Below are 16,472 nucleotides of genomic sequence, written 5' to 3' on the forward strand. Positions count from 1 at the left end.
TGCTCACCCGTTGAGCGGTCTCGCGGGCTGTATCAGCGCCGGTATCGGTCCGGCCGGTATCGGTCCGGGGGGCGGCCGGTATCGGTCCGGGAGCGGCCGCAGCAGTCAGGAGTTGTCGCAGCGGTCAGGAGTTGTCGCAGCGGTCAGGAGTTGTCACCGGCCGCCGCTGCGCGCTTGATCGCGGCATCGCGCTTGCGGACGTACCAGATGCCCAGCAATCCCAGGGCGCCGCCGGCCAGGCAGGTCCAGACCCACCAGGTGTGGCCGTGGTCGGCGAACCAGCCGTAGAAGGGGAGCTGGCCGAGGAAGAGGACGAACCAGATGATGGTGCCGCCGGTGATCGTGCCGACGACAGGGCCCTCCAGAGGGGCCGGGGCCTCACGCAGTTCGGACTTCTTCCACATGGCGCTCAGCTTACGGGGCGGGTGGTGCTCGGCTCACGGGGCGGGTCACGGAGAGCATTACGGGGCGGGCTACGGGGGCGGGGGACCGGCCTGCGGGGACGGGGGCGTGGCCCTGCGGCCCGTGTGCCGCAAGGGTCTACGCGCGGAGATAGCGATCACTGCATTGTTTATTCATACTGAACCTTTCTGGATCTGACCGGGTTGGATCGTCTGTTCATCCAATTCGCTCCCTTTTTGGCCCACCTTCTGTGCCTGCCCAGGCCCGTACGACTGAGGTCCCGCATGTCCCCCTCGGCCACCAAGCCGGTCGACACCCTTGAGAACCCGGCTCCGAAGCCACCCCGGAACGGCTTCGACCGTTTCTTCAAGATCTCCGAGCGGGGGTCGACGGTAAGCCGCGAGCTGCGCGGCGGCCTGGCGACGTTCTTCGCGATGGCGTACATCATCGTGCTGAACCCGATCATCCTCGGTTCTGGTGTCGACAAGTACGGTCACCATCTCGACAACGGCCAGCTGGTCACCGCCACCGCGCTGATGGCCGGTCTGACCACGATCCTCATGGGCGTCATGGGCAACGTCCCGATCGCCGTCGCCGCCGGGCTCGGCATCAACGCCGTGGTGTCCCTGCAGCTCGCCCCCAAGATGAGCTGGCCGGATGCGATGGGCATGGTCGTACTCGCCGGTCTGGTGCTGATGGTCCTGGTCGCCTCGGGCCTGCGGCAGCGGGTGATGGACGCGATCCCGAACGGGCTGCGGCGCGCCATCGCCATCGGTATCGGCATGTTCATCTCGCTGATCGGCCTGGTGGACGCGGGTTTCGTCAGCCGTAATCCGGATTCCGCGCACACCACCGTTCCGTTGGGGCTGGGCGAGGGGGGACAGCTCAAGGGGTGGCCGGTGCTGGTCTTCGCCATCGGCCTGGCGCTGATGTTCGTGCTGATCGTGCGGAAGACCAAGGGCGCGATCCTGATCGGCATGGTCACCATGGCCGTGGTCGCGATCATCGTGAACGCCGTCACCGACACCCCGGACGCGGCCTGGGGCCTGGCGGTCCCCAACGTCCCGGAGAAGATCGTCGGCGCCCCGGACTTCGGCCTGATCGGCCATATCAGCCTCTTCGGCGGGTTCAAGGAAGTCGGCGTCCTGACCGGCTGCCTCTTCGTCTTCACCGTGCTGCTCTCCGGCTTCTTCGACGCGATGGGCACCATCATCGGCGTCGGCGAGGAGGCCGGGCTGACGGACAAGAACGGCAACCTGCCGGGCATGGGCCGGATCCTGATGGCCGACGGCATCGCGGTCGCCGGCGGCGGCTTCGGCTCCGCCTCCGCCAACACCTGCTTCGTGGAGTCCACGGCGGGTGTCGGTGAGGGCGCCCGTACCGGCCTGGCGAATCTGGTGACCGGCGGGCTCTTCCTGCTCGCGCTGATCTTCACCCCGCTGGCGACGGTCGTCCCCTCGCAGGCCGCCACGCCCGCGCTGCTGGTCGTCGGCTTCCTGATCATGGCCGCCAACGTCAAGGACATCGACTGGGGCGACTTCACCGTCGGCATCCCGGCGTTCCTGACGATCATCTCGATGCCCTTCACCTACAGCATCACCAACGGCATCGGCATCGGCGTCCTCGCCTACATCCTGCTGCGCGCCGCTGCCGGCCGCTTCCGGCAGATCCCCTGGCTGCTGAACGTCGTCGGCCTCTGCTTCCTCGTCTACTTCCTGCTCCACCCGATCGAGCAGGCGCTCGGGGTGAAGTAGCCCACTGGCCCGCCCCCCCCTGTTCCCGCCCTCCTGTTCCTGCCTTGCTCTCCTGCCTCGCCGCTTCCTCTTCCATTACGGCAATGAATACGGAGAGTGATTAGTTTCCGGCAGGGGGTAGTGGAGGGGTGGAGGGGGAGCGGGAGGGGTGAGGGGTGAGGGGTCAGCCGGCTGGGCCCCAGATGCCGAGTCGCTTCGTCTCGTCGACCGACGACTGGAAGCGCTCGTCGAAATCCTCGCGGATGAGCGTCCGGACGACATAGTCCTGGACGCTCATTCCGCGTTTTGCCGCGTGCTGCCGGATGCGCTCCAGCAGCTCCCCGTCCACTCGCAGGCTGAGCACGTGCGACGCCATACGGACACGGTCCCGCTCCCGTGCGGTCAGGTGTGTCACGTTCGACCGCGTCCTCACTCATAAGGGTGACCCCGGACGTATGCCTCCTGCCGGGCGCCAAGGCTGACTCCGGGCGCCGGTCTGCCATGCCGGCCTGCCGCGGCTTCCCGCTTTTCTTAGAAAGGCTAATGAGCTATGCTAAATACCATGTCGGAACTGTCCCGCCCCCAGCCCGACGGCCGGCAGGGCACCCCGGACGACGCGGCCGCGGTGAGCGCGCTGCGGTCCGCCGTGATGCGCCTGTCCCGCCGTCTCAAGCACCAGCGCGTGGACGAATCGCTGAGCCCCACCGAGATGTCGGTGCTCGGCACTCTGGCCCGCTGCGGCAGCGCCACCCCCGGTGAGCTGGCCCGCAAGGAGCATGTGCAGCCGCCGTCGATGACCCGGATCGTGGCCATGCTGGAGGCCAAGGGACTGGTCCGGCTCGAACCGCACCCGGACGACCGCCGCCAGAAGGTCGTCACCCAGACCGAACAGGCCGAGGCGATGCTCGAAGAGAGCCGCCGCAAGCGCAACGCCTGGCTCGCCGAGCTGGTCTCCGGACTGGACGAGGACGAGTGGGCGAAGCTGCGGGCCGCCGCTCCAGTACTGGAGAAGCTCGCCCAGCTGTAGACCGCAAGCCCGAGGAGGCGAACCCACTTTGAGTACGGGACCCGGAGCAGACTCCGCCCCCGCACCGAACACCCACCACGACACGGGCCGGGCCGCAGGCCCCACTGCCGGTCCCGCCGCCCCACCGCGCCGCGGGGGCATGTTCAGCTCCCTCCGCATACGCAACTACCGCCTCTTCGCGACCGGCCAGGTGGTCTCCAACACCGGCACCTGGATGCAGCGCATCGCCCAGGACTGGCTGGTGCTGAGCCTCACCGGCTCGTCCGCGGCGGTCGGCATCACCACCGCGCTGCAGTTCCTGCCGATGCTGCTGCTCGGCCTCTACGGCGGTGTCCTCACCGACCGCTTCCCCAAGCGCACCCTGCTGCTGCTCACCCAGTCCGCCATGGGCCTCACCGGCCTCGCCCTCGCCGTCCTCACCCTCACCGGCCAGGTGCAGATCTGGCACGTCTACCTGGTCGCCTTCCTCCTCGGCCTGGTCACCGTCGTCGACAACCCCGCCCGGCAGGCGTTCGTCTCCGAGATGGTCGGCCAGGACGAGCTGCGCAACGCGGTCAGCCTCAACTCCGCCAACTTCCAGTCCGCGCGGCTCATCGGACCGGCCGTGGCCGGCGTCCTGATCACCGCCTTCGGCAGCGGCTGGGCCTTCCTCCTCAACGGCCTGTCCTTCACCGCGCCGGTCGCCGGCCTGCTGATGATGCGTACGGCCGAACTCCACAAGGCCGACCGGGTCCCGCGCAGCAAGGGCCAGCTCCGCGAGGGGCTCCGTTACGTCGCCGGGCGCCCCGACCTCATCTGGCCCATCGTCCTGGTCGGCTTCATCGGCACCTTCGGCTTCAACTTCCCGATCTGGCTGACCGCGTTCGTCTACCACGTCTTCCATGCGGGCGCCGGCACGTACGCCCTGTTCAACGGCCTGATGGCGGCCGGCTCCCTGATCGGCGCGCTGCTCGCGGCCCGCCGGGCCAGCTCCCGGCTGCGGCTGGTGGTCGGTGCGGGGCTGCTCTTCGGACTGCTGGAGATCACCGCCGCCCTGGCCCCCTCCTTCTGGGTCTTCGCGGCGCTCCTCACCCCCATCGGACTGGTCGGCCTGACGATCAACGTCACCTCCAACTCCAGCGTCCAGATGGCCACCGACCCGGCGATGCGCGGCCGGGTGATGAGCCTGTTCATGATGGTCTTCATGGGCGGCACCCCGCTGGGCGCCCCGCTCGTCGGCTGGGTCACCGACGCGTTCGGCGCCCGTATCGGCTTCCTCACCGGCGGTGTGATCTCCCTGGCCGCCGCGGCCCTCGTCGGCCTGATCCTCGCCCGGGTGGGCGGACTCCGCCTCAAGATCGACCTGCGTCGGGGGCATCGGCATGTGGCGTTCGTCCCGAGGATCCCGGACGCGACCCCACCGGAGGAGCGGGAGCTGGCTCCGGTGGCTTAGGCGTATGGGGCTCAGCCGTACGGGGGCCGGGGGGAATTGACGACCGGGGGCGGGCGGCGTACGCCTGGCCCATGAGACTCTTCGCCGCCGTCCTGCCTCCCGCCCCCGCGCTGCACGAGCTGGCCGCCGAGGTGGCACTGCTGAAGCGGCTCCCGGCCGCTGACCGGCTGCGCTGGACCGGGCGGGACGGCTGGCACTTCACCCTCGCCTTCTACGGCGAGGTCGCCGCGGAGACCCTTCCCGACCTCCAGGAGCGTCTGGCGCGTGCGGCCCGCCGGCGCGACCCGTACGAGCTGCGGATCGCCGGCGGCGGCCGCTTCTCCGACCGAGTGGTGTGGGCCGGAGCCGACGGCGACCGGCCCGCCATGCGCGGGCTCGCCGACTCCGCGGCAGCCGCCGCCCGCCGGGCCGGCATCGCCATGGCGGACGAGCACCGCCCGTACGCCCCCCACCTCACCCTCGCCCGGAACCGCGTCCCCACCGTGCACCTCGCCCCGTACGCGACCGCCCTCAAGGACTTCGCGGGCTCGCCGTGGACGGTGGGGAGGCTCTCCCTGATGCGGAGCCACCCACCCGTCGGTGGGGTGGCCGGCGCCCAGCCGCACTACGAGGAGATCGCCTCCTGGCCACTCGGCGCCACTCGGCCGGTGAACGGGCCTGGCCGGTGAAACGTTCGGGCCCACCCCGGTTACGCTCGTGGGGTGGACCCGAAAACCCGTAACCGGATCATGTCCGGCCTGTTCGCCGTGCTGCTCATTGTCGTGATCGTGGCGGCGGCACTGCGCTGAGCGCCGCCGCCGTACGGCTCACCGCCCGGCTTACCGTCCGGCTCACCGCCGGGCGCCCCGCCTCACCAGGCGAACGCCTCCGGCGACGGTCCCGGACCGGGGAAGATCTCATCGAGCGAGGCGAGCAGCTCGTCCGGCAGCTCCAGCTCGACGGCGCGCAGCGCGGAGGCGAGCTGGTCGGCCGTGCGCGGGCCGACGATCGGGCCGGTGACACCGGGACGGGTCAGCAGCCAGGCCAGCGCGACCTCGCCCGGCTCCAGGCCGTGCCGGTCGAGCAGGTCCTCGTAGGACTGGACCCGGCCGCGGATCGCGGAGTTGGCGAGCGAGTCGGCCGAGCGGCCGGAGACCGTACGGGCCGCGCCGCCCTCGCGCTCCTTCCGGATCGCGCCGCCGAGCAGCCCGCCGTGCAGCGGGGACCAGGGGATGACACCCAGGCCGTAGCTCCGGGCGGCCGGGATGACCTCCATCTCGGCGCGCCGCTCGGCCAGGTTGTACAGGCACTGCTCGCTGACCAGGCCGTACGAACCCCGGCGCCGGGCGGTCTCGTTGGCCTGGGCGAGGTGCCAGCCCGCGTGGTTGGAGGACCCCGCGTAGAGGATCTTGCCCTGCTGGACGAGGACGTCCATGGCCTGCCAGATCTCGTCCCAGGGGGTGTCCCGGTCGACGTGGTGGAACTGGTACACGTCGATGTGGTCGGTCCCCAGCCGCCGGAGGCTGGCGTCCACCGACCGCCGGATGTTGAGGGCGGAGAGCTTGTCGTGGTTCGGCCAGACCCGGTCGCCGTCCGGCGCCATGTTGGCGTACACCTTGGTGGCCAGCACGGTCTTGTCCCGCCGCCCGCCGCCCTTGGCGAACCACGAGCCGATGATCTCTTCCGTCCGGCCCTTGTCGGCGCCCCATCCGTAGACGTTGGCGGTGTCGAAGAAGTTGATACCGGCCAGCTGCGCCGCGTCCATGATGCCGTGGCTGTCGGCCTCGTCCGTCTGAGGCCCGAAGTTCATCGTCCCGAGGACGAGTCGGCTGACCTTGAGTCCGGTGCGCCCGAGCTGCGTGTACTTCATGGTGGGCCAGCCAACGCCTTCGAGTGAGCTCGAAGCAAGTACGGCACGCGGCCGCGTCACGGGTGTGCGGCGGGGAGCGGTGCGGGTGCCGGGGCGGCCGGGCAGGACGTGTCGCGTGCGGGGACGGAGCCGGTGAGGAGATAGGTGTCGACGATCCGGTCGACGCACCCGTTTCCGTTCAGGTACTGGCCGTGATCGCCACCGTCGACGGTCACCAGACGCGAGCCGCGCAGCGCCCGGTGTGCCCGTACCGCGGCTTCGTAGTACGTGGCGGGATCGTGCCGCGAGTTGAGCATGAGGACGGGGGGCAGGCCTTTGCCGGTGACGCGCACACGGGGGGCCGGGGGTGACGGCCAGGCCGCGCAGGTCGCGGCGAAGGCGAGGGAGCGCGCGCCCAGCAGCGGGTATCGGGCGGTGTCCTCGGCGCTCCGGGCGACCCAGTACCCGGTGTCGCCGGTCCAGGGTGTGTCGCCGCAGGTCACCGACGCGAACTCGGCGAGGAAGCCGGGGCTGAGGTAGCTGCCGTACAGCTTCGCGACGAGCGCCCGCTCCTCGCGCGTCGCGGTGTCCCAGTGCTCCAGGGCGGTGAGCGCCGCCGCCAGCACGGGGAAGCCCCGGGCCTTGTAGATGGCCTGGATGGCACCGCTGTCGAAGGCGTTGGGCCCGAGACGCAGCGAACGTGAACCGTCCGGTGCCGGGGAGCCGGCGGGCAGATCCAACGGGTGCTCGCGCAGGGCGGCGCGCCGGGCCTCCCAGGTCGCCTTCGCTTCGGCGGCGGTACGGCCGTAGTGGTAGACGGAGTCGTGGGCGGCGAGCCAGGGCAGGAAGTCCTGCTCGAACCGGCGCTGGAAGCTCAGCGGCTGCCCCTTCTCGAACTCCTCCCATGTGCCGTCGAATCCGATGTTGCTGTCCAGTACGACGCGCTCGACGCGCTGCGGGAACTCCGTGGCGTAGTACGCGCCGATCATCGTCGCGTAGGACGGCCCGTAGTAGGAGACCTTCCGCTGTCCCAGCAGCGAGCGGAAAAGGTCCATGTCGCGCACCGTCTGATCGGTGGTGATGTACCGCGCCAGGTCCCCGGAGCGGCGCGCGCACCCCTCCGCCAGCTGCCGGGCCCGGTGCAGGACCCCGCGGATCGCGGCGGGGGAACGGTCGCGTAAGTCACCGTCGGAGCGGAAGAACTCCCGGAACTCCTCGTCGCTCTGGCAGCTCACCTGCGTGCTCTTCCCGACTCCGCGCTGGTCGAAGCTCACCACGTCGTATGCGGCAGCCACCGCCGGCGACTTCGCCACGAAGCCCGCCGGCCGCTCCAGCCCCTGGCCGCCCGGTCCGCCGGCCGCCATCATCAGCACCCCGCGTCGCCGCGCGGGGTCCGTCGCCCGGTGCCGGGACACGGAGAGGGTGAGGTCCCTTCCTGCGCCCGGACGGTGCCAGTTCCGCGGCACGGTCATCCGCGCGCACTCCAGCAGCGCACCGCTCGCTGTGCTGCACGGCTGCCAGTCGAGCCGCTGGGCCGTGTACCGGGCGGGTATCGGGGGCGCCGCTGCCCGGTGCTGCGCCGCGACCGCCGGCGCCGGAGCCGGGAGGACGGTGGCGGCGACCGCGGCCACCAGCGCGCTTGAGAGGGCGGGCAGCGTCCACCGTGGTTTTCGGGACTTCGGCACTGTGTGCTCCTGACGAGGAGAAGAGGGAGGGGCGTCCGTACGCGCCGCGCGTGCCCTACGTGCTGCGCGTACGGCGCGTACGCGTACGGAATCGATGCTCCGCGCCCTGCCGCTCGTGATCCATCACGCTGGTGCCACTTCTCCGGTGGCACCAGTGCCACCCCCACAGGAGGGCGCTCCTGGGGACGACGCCCGCCGCCGCCCCGGGGATGGCAGTCTGTGCCCATGCGTTCGCTTCTGTGCGCGGCCGGGGCCGCGGGGATCCTCTGGGTGGCCGGAACCGTACCGGCCGCCGCCGTGCCGGCGGTTGCTGTACCGGCCGCTGATGGCGCCGTACCGGCCGCTGCCGCCGACGAGCCGGACGGCTTCACGATCAGCGACCCGCGCATCACCGAATCCAGCGGCCTGGCCGCCAGCCGCACGCACCCCGGTATCTACTGGACCCACAACGACAGCGATGACGGCCCGTACGTCTACGCCGTCGACAGCCGGACCGGCCGCACGGTCGCCCGGATCACCCTGCGCGGCATCGGCACGCCGCGCGACGTGGAGGGGATCTCCGTCGGCCCGGACGGCGCCGTCTACGTCGGCGACATCGGCGACAACCTCGGCGGCACATGGGACCACGTATGGATCTACCGCTTCCCCGAGCCCCGGGAGCTGCGCGATGCCACCGTCACCGCCACCCAGTACACCGTGACGTACGCGGACGGCCCACGCGACGCCGAGGCGCTCATGGTGCATCCCAGGACCGGCCGGGTCTATATCGCCAGCAAGAAGCAGGACGGCAGCGGGGCGCTGTACGAGGGGCCCGCGCGGCTCAGCGCCACCGGTACGAACACCTTCCGCAAGGTCGCCCCGGCCGACCTGTGGGTGACCGACGGCGCGTTCTCCCCGGACGGCACCCGGCTGGTGCTGCGCAGCTACTTCGGTGCCCGGCTCTACCGCTGGCAGGGCGGCGGCCACCCCGGCCCCGAGGACCTCGGCAGCGTCGGCGTCCCGATTCAGCGGCAGGGCGAATCGGTCTCCTTCACCCCGGACGGCCGCACGCTGATGTACGGCTCCGAGGGGCGCGACAGCCACGTCACACCGGTCGGCCTGAGCGGCGACCAGCTGCCGGAGTCGGCGGGGGAGGGCGGAGCCCCGGGGAACGGCGAGCAGGGGAACGGCGGCGGTGACGCCGGGAAGCCCGGCGGCGAGGGGAGTTCAGGCGGCGAGGGGGCGGATCTGAACCCCAGCTTCGTGAAGGGCGCGATGGTCCTCGCGCTGGCGACGGCGCTGGTCGTGGCCGTACGGCGGCTGTTGCGTCGGCGTTCCTGACCCGGGACAGGCGACGCCTTGGTGTCACGTGCCGCACACGTCGCGGCACGTGACGCCAAGTCCCCTGCTACAGCTGGCCGATGACGTAGTCGATGCAGGACGTCAGGGCCTCGACGTCCGACGGCTCGACGGCCGGGAACATCGCGATGCGGAGCTGGTTGCGGCCGAGCTTGCGGTACGGCTCGGTGTCGACGATGCCGTTGGCGCGCAGGGTCTTGGCGACGGCGGCGGCGTCGATGTCGTCGTTGAAGTCGATCGTGCCGATGACCTGCGAGCGCTTGGCCGGGTCGGTGACGAACGGGGTGGCGTACTTGGAGTCCTCGGCCCAGCCGTAGAGGGTGCGCGCGGAGGTCGCGGTGCGGCGCACCGCCCAGTCCAGACCGCCCTGGCCGTTGAGCCACTCCAGCTGCTCGTTGAGCAGGAAGAGGGTGGCGAGCGCCGGGGTGTTGTACGTCTGGTTCTTGCGGGAGTTGTCGATCGCGGTGGGGAGCGAGAAGAACTCGGGGATGTGGCGGCCGGAGGCGTGGATACGCTCGGCGCGCTCGATCGCGGCGGGGGAGAAGACGCCGATCCACAGCCCGCCGTCGGAGGCGAACGACTTCTGCGGGGCGAAGTAGTAGACGTCGGTCTCCGCGATGTCCACGGGCAGGCCGCCCGCGCCCGACGTGGCGTCCACCAGAACCAGAGCGCCCTCGTCGGCACCGGCCACGCGCTTGATGGGCATGGCGACACCGGTGGAGGTCTCGTTGTGGGTGAAGGCGTAGACGTCCACGCCCTCCTCGGCCTGCGGGGCGGGGTGGGTGCCCGGGTCGGCGGAGATGACGCTGGGCTCGTCCAGCCACGGGGCCAGCTTGGCGGCCTTGGCGAACTTCGAGGAGAACTCGCCGAAGGAGAGGTGCTGCGACTTGCGCGCGATCAGACCGTGCGTGCCGATGTCCCAGAACGCGGTGGAGCCGCCGTTGCCGAGGACGACCTCGTAGCCCTCGGGGAGCTGGAAGAGCTCGCGGACGCCGTCCTGCACCTTGCCGACCAGGTTCTTGACCGGGGCCTGGCGGTGGGACGTACCGAGCAGGGAGGTACCGGTGGCGGCGAGGGCGTCGAGCGCCTCCGTTCGCACCTTGGAGGGGCCCGCGCCGAAGCGTCCGTCGGCGGGCTTGATGTCAGCGGGGATCTGGATATCAGCCACGGGGGCAGCCTAAACCGTGGTGATGCGGGGCGGCGGTGCGTCCGGCGGGTGAGATGACGGTGGGTCGTACGGCGGACAGACGGTTCCTGGCGTGCTGGGGCTTATGGCCGGGTATCTGCCGCGTAGACGGCGGTGATCGCGGCGGCGGCGTCGGCGATGACCCGGCGGGCTTCGGGCGGGTCCAGTACCTCGAGGGAATCGCCGAACTGGAGCAGCTGGCGGACGGCGTTGACGACCGGATAGGCCAGTTCGACGACCGCCCAGCCGTCGTCAGCGTCCTCCGCACCGCCGGTACGGGGCGGCCCGGTCAGCGCTCCGCCCAGGATCCGCACGGCCAGATCCAGCCGCTCCCGCCGGATCCGGGCGACGACCCGTACCCCCGCGGGCCGCTCCTCGACCTGGCGGCGCAGCTGCTGCCAGACGTCGGTGAGCTCCACGCCCGGGCGGCGCCGTACCGGGGCGTCGGTCAGCGTCGCGGACGCCACCCGGTCGGCGCGGAAGAGCTGGGGCCGGCCGCGCCGGTCGGCGACGAGGTACCAGGTACCGGCCTTGGCCACCAGCCCGTACGGGTCGACCGTGTACGTCCGCAGCCGGGTCTCGCCGCTGTGGCGGTACCGGATCCGGAGCCGGTGGTCGGTGAAGACGGCGGTGTGCAGTGCGTCCAGGTCCGCCTCGGCGCGGGGGCCGCTCAGCCACCGGTCGGGGTCGACCAGGATGCGGCGGCCGGTCAGTTCCGCGGCCGGGCGGTGCGGTGCGGGCAGCGCGGCCATCACCTTGCGCAGGGCGGAGCCGAGCGCGTCGTCCAGGCCCAGCGCGGTGTGCGCGCCCTGCGCGGCCAGTACGAACAGGGCGCGGGCCTCGTCGGTGGTCAGGCCGGTCATGTCCGTACGGAAGCCGGGCAGCAGGGCGATCCCGCCGTGCCGGCCGCGCTCGGCGTAGACGGGCACGCCGGCCGCCGACAGCGATTCGATGTCGCGGTAGACGGTGCGGGTGGAGACCTCCAGCCGTTGGGCGAGCTCGCCGGCCGGCACCCGGCCGCGGGTCTGGAGGAGCAGCAGGATCGAGAGCAGACGGTCCGACTTCACACCCCGCTTTATATGTGACGGCCGTTGTCGATTTATCGCCGGAGGGTCCTCTCGTGATCGCCGGAGGGTCCTCCGATATCGCCGGAGGGTCCTCCCGTGATCGCCAGAGGGTCTCCCGCTCGGCTCGCGCGGGAAATCCGTCCACCAATGGGCAGGATGACCCGGCCCCCACGGGCAGGCTGGGTACATGGCTGATCACACCGAGACGAACCGGCGGGGGAAGCGACAGAAGCAGCGGAACCAGGACGTCGGCCCGGACACCGGCCCGGACACCGGTGCGGATATCGACCCGGGCCTGGCGAAGGAGCTGACGGCCGCGGTACGAGGCGAGGTCTCGTTCGCCGCGGCCGACCGGGCGCTGATGACCATGGACGCGTCCAACTACCGGCGGGTACCCCGGGCGGTGGTCGCCCCGCGGGACGCCGAGGACGTCGCGTCGGCACTCCGGGTGTGCCGGGAACACGGCGTACCGGTCGTGCCCCGAGGCGGCGGGACCAGCATCGCCGGGCAGGCCACCGGCACCGGCGTGGTGCTGGACTTCACCCGGCACATGCGGCGGATCGTGTCCCTGGACCCCGAGGCCCGTACGGCCGTCGTCCAGCCCGGAGTGGTGCTCGACGAGCTGCGCGCCGCCGCCGCGCCGCACGCCCTCACCTTCGGCCCCGACCCCTCCACCCACAGCCGCTGCACCCTCGGCGGCATGATCGGCAACAACTCCTGCGGCTCGCACTCGGTGGCGTGGGGCACCACCGCCGACAACGTTCACGAACTGCGGCTGCTGACGTACGGCGGCGAGCAGGTACGCGCCGCCCGCGGCACCGATGCCGACGGCGTGCCGGCCGGCCTCCCGCCACGCCTCCGCGACAGCGTAAAGGCCCTGGTCGACAGGGAGTTGGCGGTGCTGCGCACGGGCTATCCGCAGGACCTTCCCCGCCGGATCTCCGGGTACGCCCTGGACGCGCTGCTCCCGGAGGCGGGCACCGACCTCGCCCGTGCCCTCACCGGCAGCGAGGGCACCCTCGGGGTGCTCACCGAGGCGACCGTACGGCTGGTGGAGACCCCGGCCGCCCGGGTGCTCGCCGTCCTCGGCTACCCCGACGAGAGCGCCGCCGCCGAGGCGGCCCACACCCTCCTCCCGCATCGCCCGATGACGGTCGAGGGGATGGCGGCCGACCTGGTGGGCGGCGCGGCCGGCCTGCCCGAGGGCGGCGCCTGGCTGTTCGTGGAGATGGGCGGCGCGAGCCCCGGCGAGGCGGCCGCCCGCGCCGGGACGCTCTGCCGGGCGGCGGTCGCGGACGGCGCCACCGCCCACACGGTCGTCACCGACCCGGCCGGCCGGCGCGCCCTGTGGCGGATCCGCGAGGACGCCTCCGGCACGGCCACCCGGCTGCCCGATGGCGGGGAGGCCTGGCCCGGCTGGGAGGACTGCGCCGTACCGCCGGCCCGGCTCGGCGCGTACCTGCGGGACTTCCGCGCCCTGCTGGCCCAGCACGGCCTGCGCGGCACCCCCTACGGCCACTTCGGTGACGGCTGCGTCCACGTCCGCATCGACTTCGACCTGCTGACGCCCCCCGGAATCCGCCGCTTCCGCCAATTCTCCACCGACCTCGCGGAGTTGGTGGTCTCCCATGGCGGCTCGCTCTCCGGCGAACACGGCGACGGCCAGGCCCGCGCCGAACTCCTCCCCACGATGTACGGCCCGGAACTGGTCGGCCTGTTCGGCCGCTTCAAGGACCTCTGGGACCCGGCCGGCGGCCTCAACCCCGGCATGCTCGTCCGCCCCGCCCGCCTCGACGACAACCTCCGTTTCGCGCCGCTCCCCGACCGCCCCGTCCCGGTCGCCTTCGGCTACCCGCACGACAACGGCGACTTCTCCGCCGCCGTACGCCGCTGCGTGGGCGTCGCCAAATGCCGTACCGAAGCGCTGAGTCCGGCCTCGGCCGACGTCATGTGCCCGTCCTACCGCGCCACGGGCGAGGAACAGCACTCCACCCGCGGCCGGGCCCACCTGCTGCACGAGATGCTCGCCGGGGAGGTGGTCACCGACGGCTGGCGCTCACCCGAAGTGCGTGACGCCCTCGACCTCTGCCTCTCCTGCAAGGGCTGCCGCAGCGACTGCCCGGTCGGCGTCGACATGGCCACGTACAAGGCGGAATTCCTCCACCACCACTACGCGGGCCGGCCGCGCCCCGTCACGCACTACTCCATGGGCCGCCTCCCGCGATGGCTGCACGCCGCCGCCCCCGTCGCCCCCGCCCTCAACGCCCTCGCCCGTACGCCCCTGGCCGCCGTCGCCAAACGCCTCGCCGGCATCGCCCCCGAGCGGCCCCTTCCGACGCTGGCCGCCGACCCCTTCACCCACTGGTGGCGGCGGCGTCCCCGCCCCTCGGCTTCCGGCGGCACCACCGTGCTCCTCTGGCCCGACACATTCACCAACTACCTCTCCCCGGAGGTCGGCCGCGCCGCCGTACGGGTCCTGGAGGCGGCGGGCCTGCGCCCGCTCCTCCCCCCGACCGCCCCACCCCTGCGCAGCGGAAGGCCACGGGTACGTGCCCGGCGTCCCCTCTGCTGCGGCCTGACCTACGTCTCCACCGGCCAGCTCGGCCACGCCCGCGCCACGATGCGCCGCACCCTCGAAGCCCTCGCTCGTCTCGTACGCGCCGGCCGCCCGCTCGTCGTCCTCGAACCCAGCTGCGCCGCCACCCTCCGCACCGACCTCCCGGAACTCCTCTCCGACGACCCGCGCGCGTCCCGGCTGGCGGCCTCCGTACGGACCTTCGCCCAAGCACTGGAGGAGTTCGCCCCCGACTGGCAGCCCCCACGCGTCAACCGCTCCATCGCCGGGCAGACCCACTGCCACCAGCATGCGGTCCTCGGCGACGCCGCCGACCGCCGCCTCCGCGAACGCGCCGGCCTCACCGGCGAGCTGAGCGGCGGCTGCTGCGGCCTCGCCGGCAACTTCGGCTTCGAACGCGGCCACTACGACGTCTCCGTCGCCTGCGCCGAGGACCAACTCCTGCCCGCCGTACGGGCCTCGGCCCCGGAAGCGGAGATCCTGGCCGACGGCTTCTCCTGCCGCACACAACTCTCCCAACTGGGAGACCGCCCGGGACGCCATCTGGCCGAGGTCCTGGCGGAGGCGCTGACGAAGCGCTGAGGCGGAGGCACTGACGGAGACGCTGATGGAGACGCTGATGGAGGCCTCGGGGCTGTCAGGTGCGACATAACCGTGTGCAATGGTGCAGAGTGACGCGAATGCAGAGCGATGCGAAGGACGTAGATGCCTACCTGGCCGAGGTGCCCGAACGGCGCAGGGACGCCTTGGCCAGGTTGCGCCGGTTGTGCCGAGCCGAGCTGGAGGGCTTCGAAGAGGTCATGGCGTATGGAATGCCCGCGTACGAGCGCGACGGCATCGCCGAGATCGCGTTCGCCGGCCAGAAGCAGTACCTCTCCTTCTACCTGATGCGCGGTGATGTCCGCGAGGCGTTCGCCGAACGGCTCGCCGATCAGGACATGGGCAAGGGCTGCCTGCGTTTCCGCAGGCCGGAGACCATCGACTTCGACTTGCTGCGGGACCTGCTCAGGGCTACGGCGGCGCGGCCCGGCACGGTCTGCTGACACCGCACAGCCGGCCTTCCCCTCGGGGCGGGAAGAGCCCGGAAGGGAAAGGCCGGCTGTGCGGTGTGTGCGGGTGAGCGCGGGTCAGCGCTCGTTTCAGTGCTTGTTGGCGGTGCGGCGGCGGGCGGCGATGACCAGGCCCGCGCCTGCGGTGAGGGCGGCGGCGGAGCCGCCGATGGCCCACGGGGTGGCCGGGCCGGCGCCGGTGGCGGCCAGCTTCTCGTCGCCACCGGAAGCGACCGGCTTCTCAGCGGCGGACTTCTCGGCCGAGGGCTTGTCGGCGGCCGGCTTCGCGGGTGCGACGGGCTCGCTCTGAGTGCTCCCGCCGGTCTTGCCGCCGGCCGTGTCGTCACCCTTGCCGTCGTGGGCACCCGGCGTCTTGCCGTCGCCGGTGGAGGGCTTGGAGTCACCGCCGCCGGAAGGCTTGTGGCCCGTGTCCCTGCCCGCGTCCGGCTTCTTCTCGCCGCCCGGAGTCTTGTCGTCGCCCGGCTTCTTGTCGTCACCCGGGGTCTTGTCGTCCCCGGTGTCCGGGCGCTTAGCCCCATCCGCGGGGGCCGGGAAGAAGTAGAAGAAGGGGGACCTCTCGATCGGCCGGTCCTTCTCCTTCGGCATTCCGAAGGGGGCGATAAAGCCGTTGATGCCCTCCTCGTAGATGAGGCGGGTCGCAAGCCGCAGGCGAAGGTCCACGGTGAACTTGCCGTGCGCCTCCAGTGTCGGCACCTCAAGCTTGAACTCGTGGGGGTCGCTCGGGTCGCTCGGGTCGGGAGCGATCGCCGCCCAGGAACCGTCCTGGGAGCGCTGCTCCAGCTCGATCTCACCGGACTTGGCGTTCCAGCCCGAGTAGCCGACCACCATGCGCACCGAGAAGCCGGTGAGCGGTTCGTCATCGGGGTTCTTGACGGTCAGCTTCGCCTGCAGCCACTGGCCGGTGGTGACCTCGCTCTGGCCGGTGATGGTCAGCGGGACGGCGCTGAGCTTTCCGGCCTCCGCCGGCGACGGGGTGGTGACCTCCGTGGACCCGGCCGCCGGGGCGGTGGCCGCAACGGCACTGGGAGCCAGGAAGAGGACGGGGGCTATGGCCGCCGCGGCGACGACCGCGGCGGAACGGTGCAACTTCACGTGTCAGAACCTCTGATGGGAGAAAACGTGGGGGCGT

At 71.7% G+C, this 16,472-nt stretch carries 14 protein-coding genes; 7 read left to right on the forward strand and 7 right to left on the reverse strand.

The annotated features are described in order from the left end of the window. Positions 1-143 precede the first annotated feature (143 nt). Entirely contained in the window at positions 144-404 is a 261-nt protein-coding gene (locus tag AZE13_RS00755; protein WP_066925443.1) for a DUF2530 domain-containing protein, read from the reverse strand. A gap of 282 nt (positions 405-686) precedes the next feature. On the opposite strand from AZE13_RS00755, the gene AZE13_RS00760 reads away from it, so the two are divergent. Then, positions 687-2,156, forward strand: coding sequence for an NCS2 family permease (locus AZE13_RS00760; RefSeq protein WP_066925448.1), 1,470 nt, complete (start codon positions 687-689; stop codon positions 2,154-2,156). Between the two features lie 163 nt (positions 2,157-2,319). Here AZE13_RS00760 and AZE13_RS00765 read toward each other — a convergent pair whose 3' ends face one another. Beyond that, positions 2,320-2,511, reverse strand: coding sequence for a ribbon-helix-helix protein, CopG family (locus AZE13_RS00765; protein WP_066927032.1), 192 nt, complete (start codon positions 2,509-2,511; stop codon positions 2,320-2,322). Between the two features lie 186 nt (positions 2,512-2,697). Between AZE13_RS00765 and AZE13_RS00770 the strand changes: the two genes are divergently transcribed. The 3 genes from AZE13_RS00770 to thpR all read left to right on the forward strand — a co-directional run bounded on the left by AZE13_RS00770 (position 2,698) and on the right by thpR (position 5,262). Continuing rightward, on the forward strand, positions 2,698-3,162 hold the full coding sequence (locus AZE13_RS00770; RefSeq protein ID WP_066925451.1) for a MarR family winged helix-turn-helix transcriptional regulator: 465 nt from the start codon (positions 2,698-2,700) through the stop codon (positions 3,160-3,162). A gap of 28 nt (positions 3,163-3,190) precedes the next feature. Further along, positions 3,191-4,594: an MFS transporter gene (locus tag AZE13_RS00775; protein ID WP_066925454.1), complete on the forward strand. Its 1,404-nt coding sequence runs from the start codon at positions 3,191-3,193 to the stop codon at positions 4,592-4,594. A gap of 71 nt (positions 4,595-4,665) precedes the next feature. After that, the gene (gene thpR, locus AZE13_RS00780; RefSeq protein ID WP_066925457.1) at positions 4,666-5,262 is read left to right on the forward strand and encodes an RNA 2',3'-cyclic phosphodiesterase; all 597 of its coding nucleotides are present in this window, start codon (positions 4,666-4,668) and stop codon (positions 5,260-5,262) included. 182 nt (positions 5,263-5,444) lie between these two features. On the opposite strand, the gene AZE13_RS00785 is transcribed toward thpR, so the two are convergent. Beyond that, positions 5,445-6,443, reverse strand: coding sequence for an aldo/keto reductase (locus AZE13_RS00785; RefSeq protein ID WP_066925461.1), 999 nt, complete (start codon positions 6,441-6,443; stop codon positions 5,445-5,447). A 56-nt stretch (positions 6,444-6,499) separates the two neighbouring features. Further along, positions 6,500-8,107: an alpha/beta hydrolase gene (locus AZE13_RS00790; RefSeq protein WP_079123564.1), complete on the reverse strand. Its 1,608-nt coding sequence runs from the start codon at positions 8,105-8,107 to the stop codon at positions 6,500-6,502. A 225-nt stretch (positions 8,108-8,332) separates the two neighbouring features. Between AZE13_RS00790 and AZE13_RS00795 the strand changes: the two genes are divergently transcribed. Continuing rightward, the gene (locus AZE13_RS00795; RefSeq protein ID WP_066925464.1) at positions 8,333-9,427 is read left to right on the forward strand and encodes a hypothetical protein; all 1,095 of its coding nucleotides are present in this window, start codon (positions 8,333-8,335) and stop codon (positions 9,425-9,427) included. A 67-nt stretch (positions 9,428-9,494) separates the two neighbouring features. On the opposite strand, the gene serC is transcribed toward AZE13_RS00795, so the two are convergent. Together serC and AZE13_RS00805 are read right to left on the reverse strand one after the other, a co-directional pair. Further along, a complete protein-coding gene (gene serC, locus AZE13_RS00800) occupies positions 9,495-10,613 on the reverse strand; it encodes a phosphoserine transaminase (RefSeq protein ID WP_066925467.1) in 1,119 nt (372 codons plus the stop codon). Positions 10,614-10,714: 101 nt separating this feature from the next. Next, a complete protein-coding gene (locus AZE13_RS00805) occupies positions 10,715-11,698 on the reverse strand; it encodes a helix-turn-helix transcriptional regulator (RefSeq protein WP_066925470.1) in 984 nt (327 codons plus the stop codon). 187 nt (positions 11,699-11,885) lie between these two features. Here AZE13_RS00805 and AZE13_RS00810 point away from each other — a divergent pair, with 187 nt between their 5' ends. Beyond that, positions 11,886-14,855, forward strand: coding sequence for an FAD-binding and (Fe-S)-binding domain-containing protein (locus tag AZE13_RS00810; protein WP_079123565.1), 2,970 nt, complete (start codon positions 11,886-11,888; stop codon positions 14,853-14,855). 98 nt (positions 14,856-14,953) lie between these two features. Then, the gene (locus tag AZE13_RS00815; protein ID WP_066925474.1) at positions 14,954-15,316 is read left to right on the forward strand and encodes an iron chaperone; all 363 of its coding nucleotides are present in this window, start codon (positions 14,954-14,956) and stop codon (positions 15,314-15,316) included. A gap of 96 nt (positions 15,317-15,412) precedes the next feature. Here the strand turns inward: AZE13_RS00815 and AZE13_RS00820 are convergent, their stop codons facing one another. Then, a complete protein-coding gene (locus AZE13_RS00820; protein ID WP_066925477.1) occupies positions 15,413-16,435 on the reverse strand; it encodes an LAETG motif-containing sortase-dependent surface protein in 1,023 nt (340 codons plus the stop codon). Positions 16,436-16,472: the final 37 nt, after the last annotated feature.

The organism is Streptomyces sp. NBRC 110611, assembly GCF_001590865.1.
GTDB lineage: Bacteria > Actinomycetota > Actinomycetes > Streptomycetales > Streptomycetaceae > Streptomyces.

Coding starts and splice junctions, on each gene's coding strand:
- AZE13_RS00765 (WP_066927032.1), bottom strand. CDS start 2,511: ATGGCGTCGCACGTGCTCAGCCTGCGAGTGGACGGGGAGCTGCTGGAG.
- AZE13_RS00755 (WP_066925443.1), bottom strand. CDS start 404: ATGTGGAAGAAGTCCGAACTGCGTGAGGCCCCGGCCCCTCTGGAGGGC.
- thpR (WP_066925457.1), top strand. CDS start 4,666: ATGAGACTCTTCGCCGCCGTCCTGCCTCCCGCCCCCGCGCTGCACGAG.
- AZE13_RS00795 (WP_066925464.1), top strand. CDS start 8,333: ATGCGTTCGCTTCTGTGCGCGGCCGGGGCCGCGGGGATCCTCTGGGTG.
- AZE13_RS00815 (WP_066925474.1), top strand. CDS start 14,954: ATGCAGAGCGATGCGAAGGACGTAGATGCCTACCTGGCCGAGGTGCCC.
- AZE13_RS00770 (WP_066925451.1), top strand. CDS start 2,698: ATGTCGGAACTGTCCCGCCCCCAGCCCGACGGCCGGCAGGGCACCCCG.
- AZE13_RS00760 (WP_066925448.1), top strand. CDS start 687: ATGTCCCCCTCGGCCACCAAGCCGGTCGACACCCTTGAGAACCCGGCT.
- AZE13_RS00785 (WP_066925461.1), bottom strand. CDS start 6,443: ATGAAGTACACGCAGCTCGGGCGCACCGGACTCAAGGTCAGCCGACTC.
- AZE13_RS00810 (WP_079123565.1), top strand. CDS start 11,886: ATGGCTGATCACACCGAGACGAACCGGCGGGGGAAGCGACAGAAGCAG.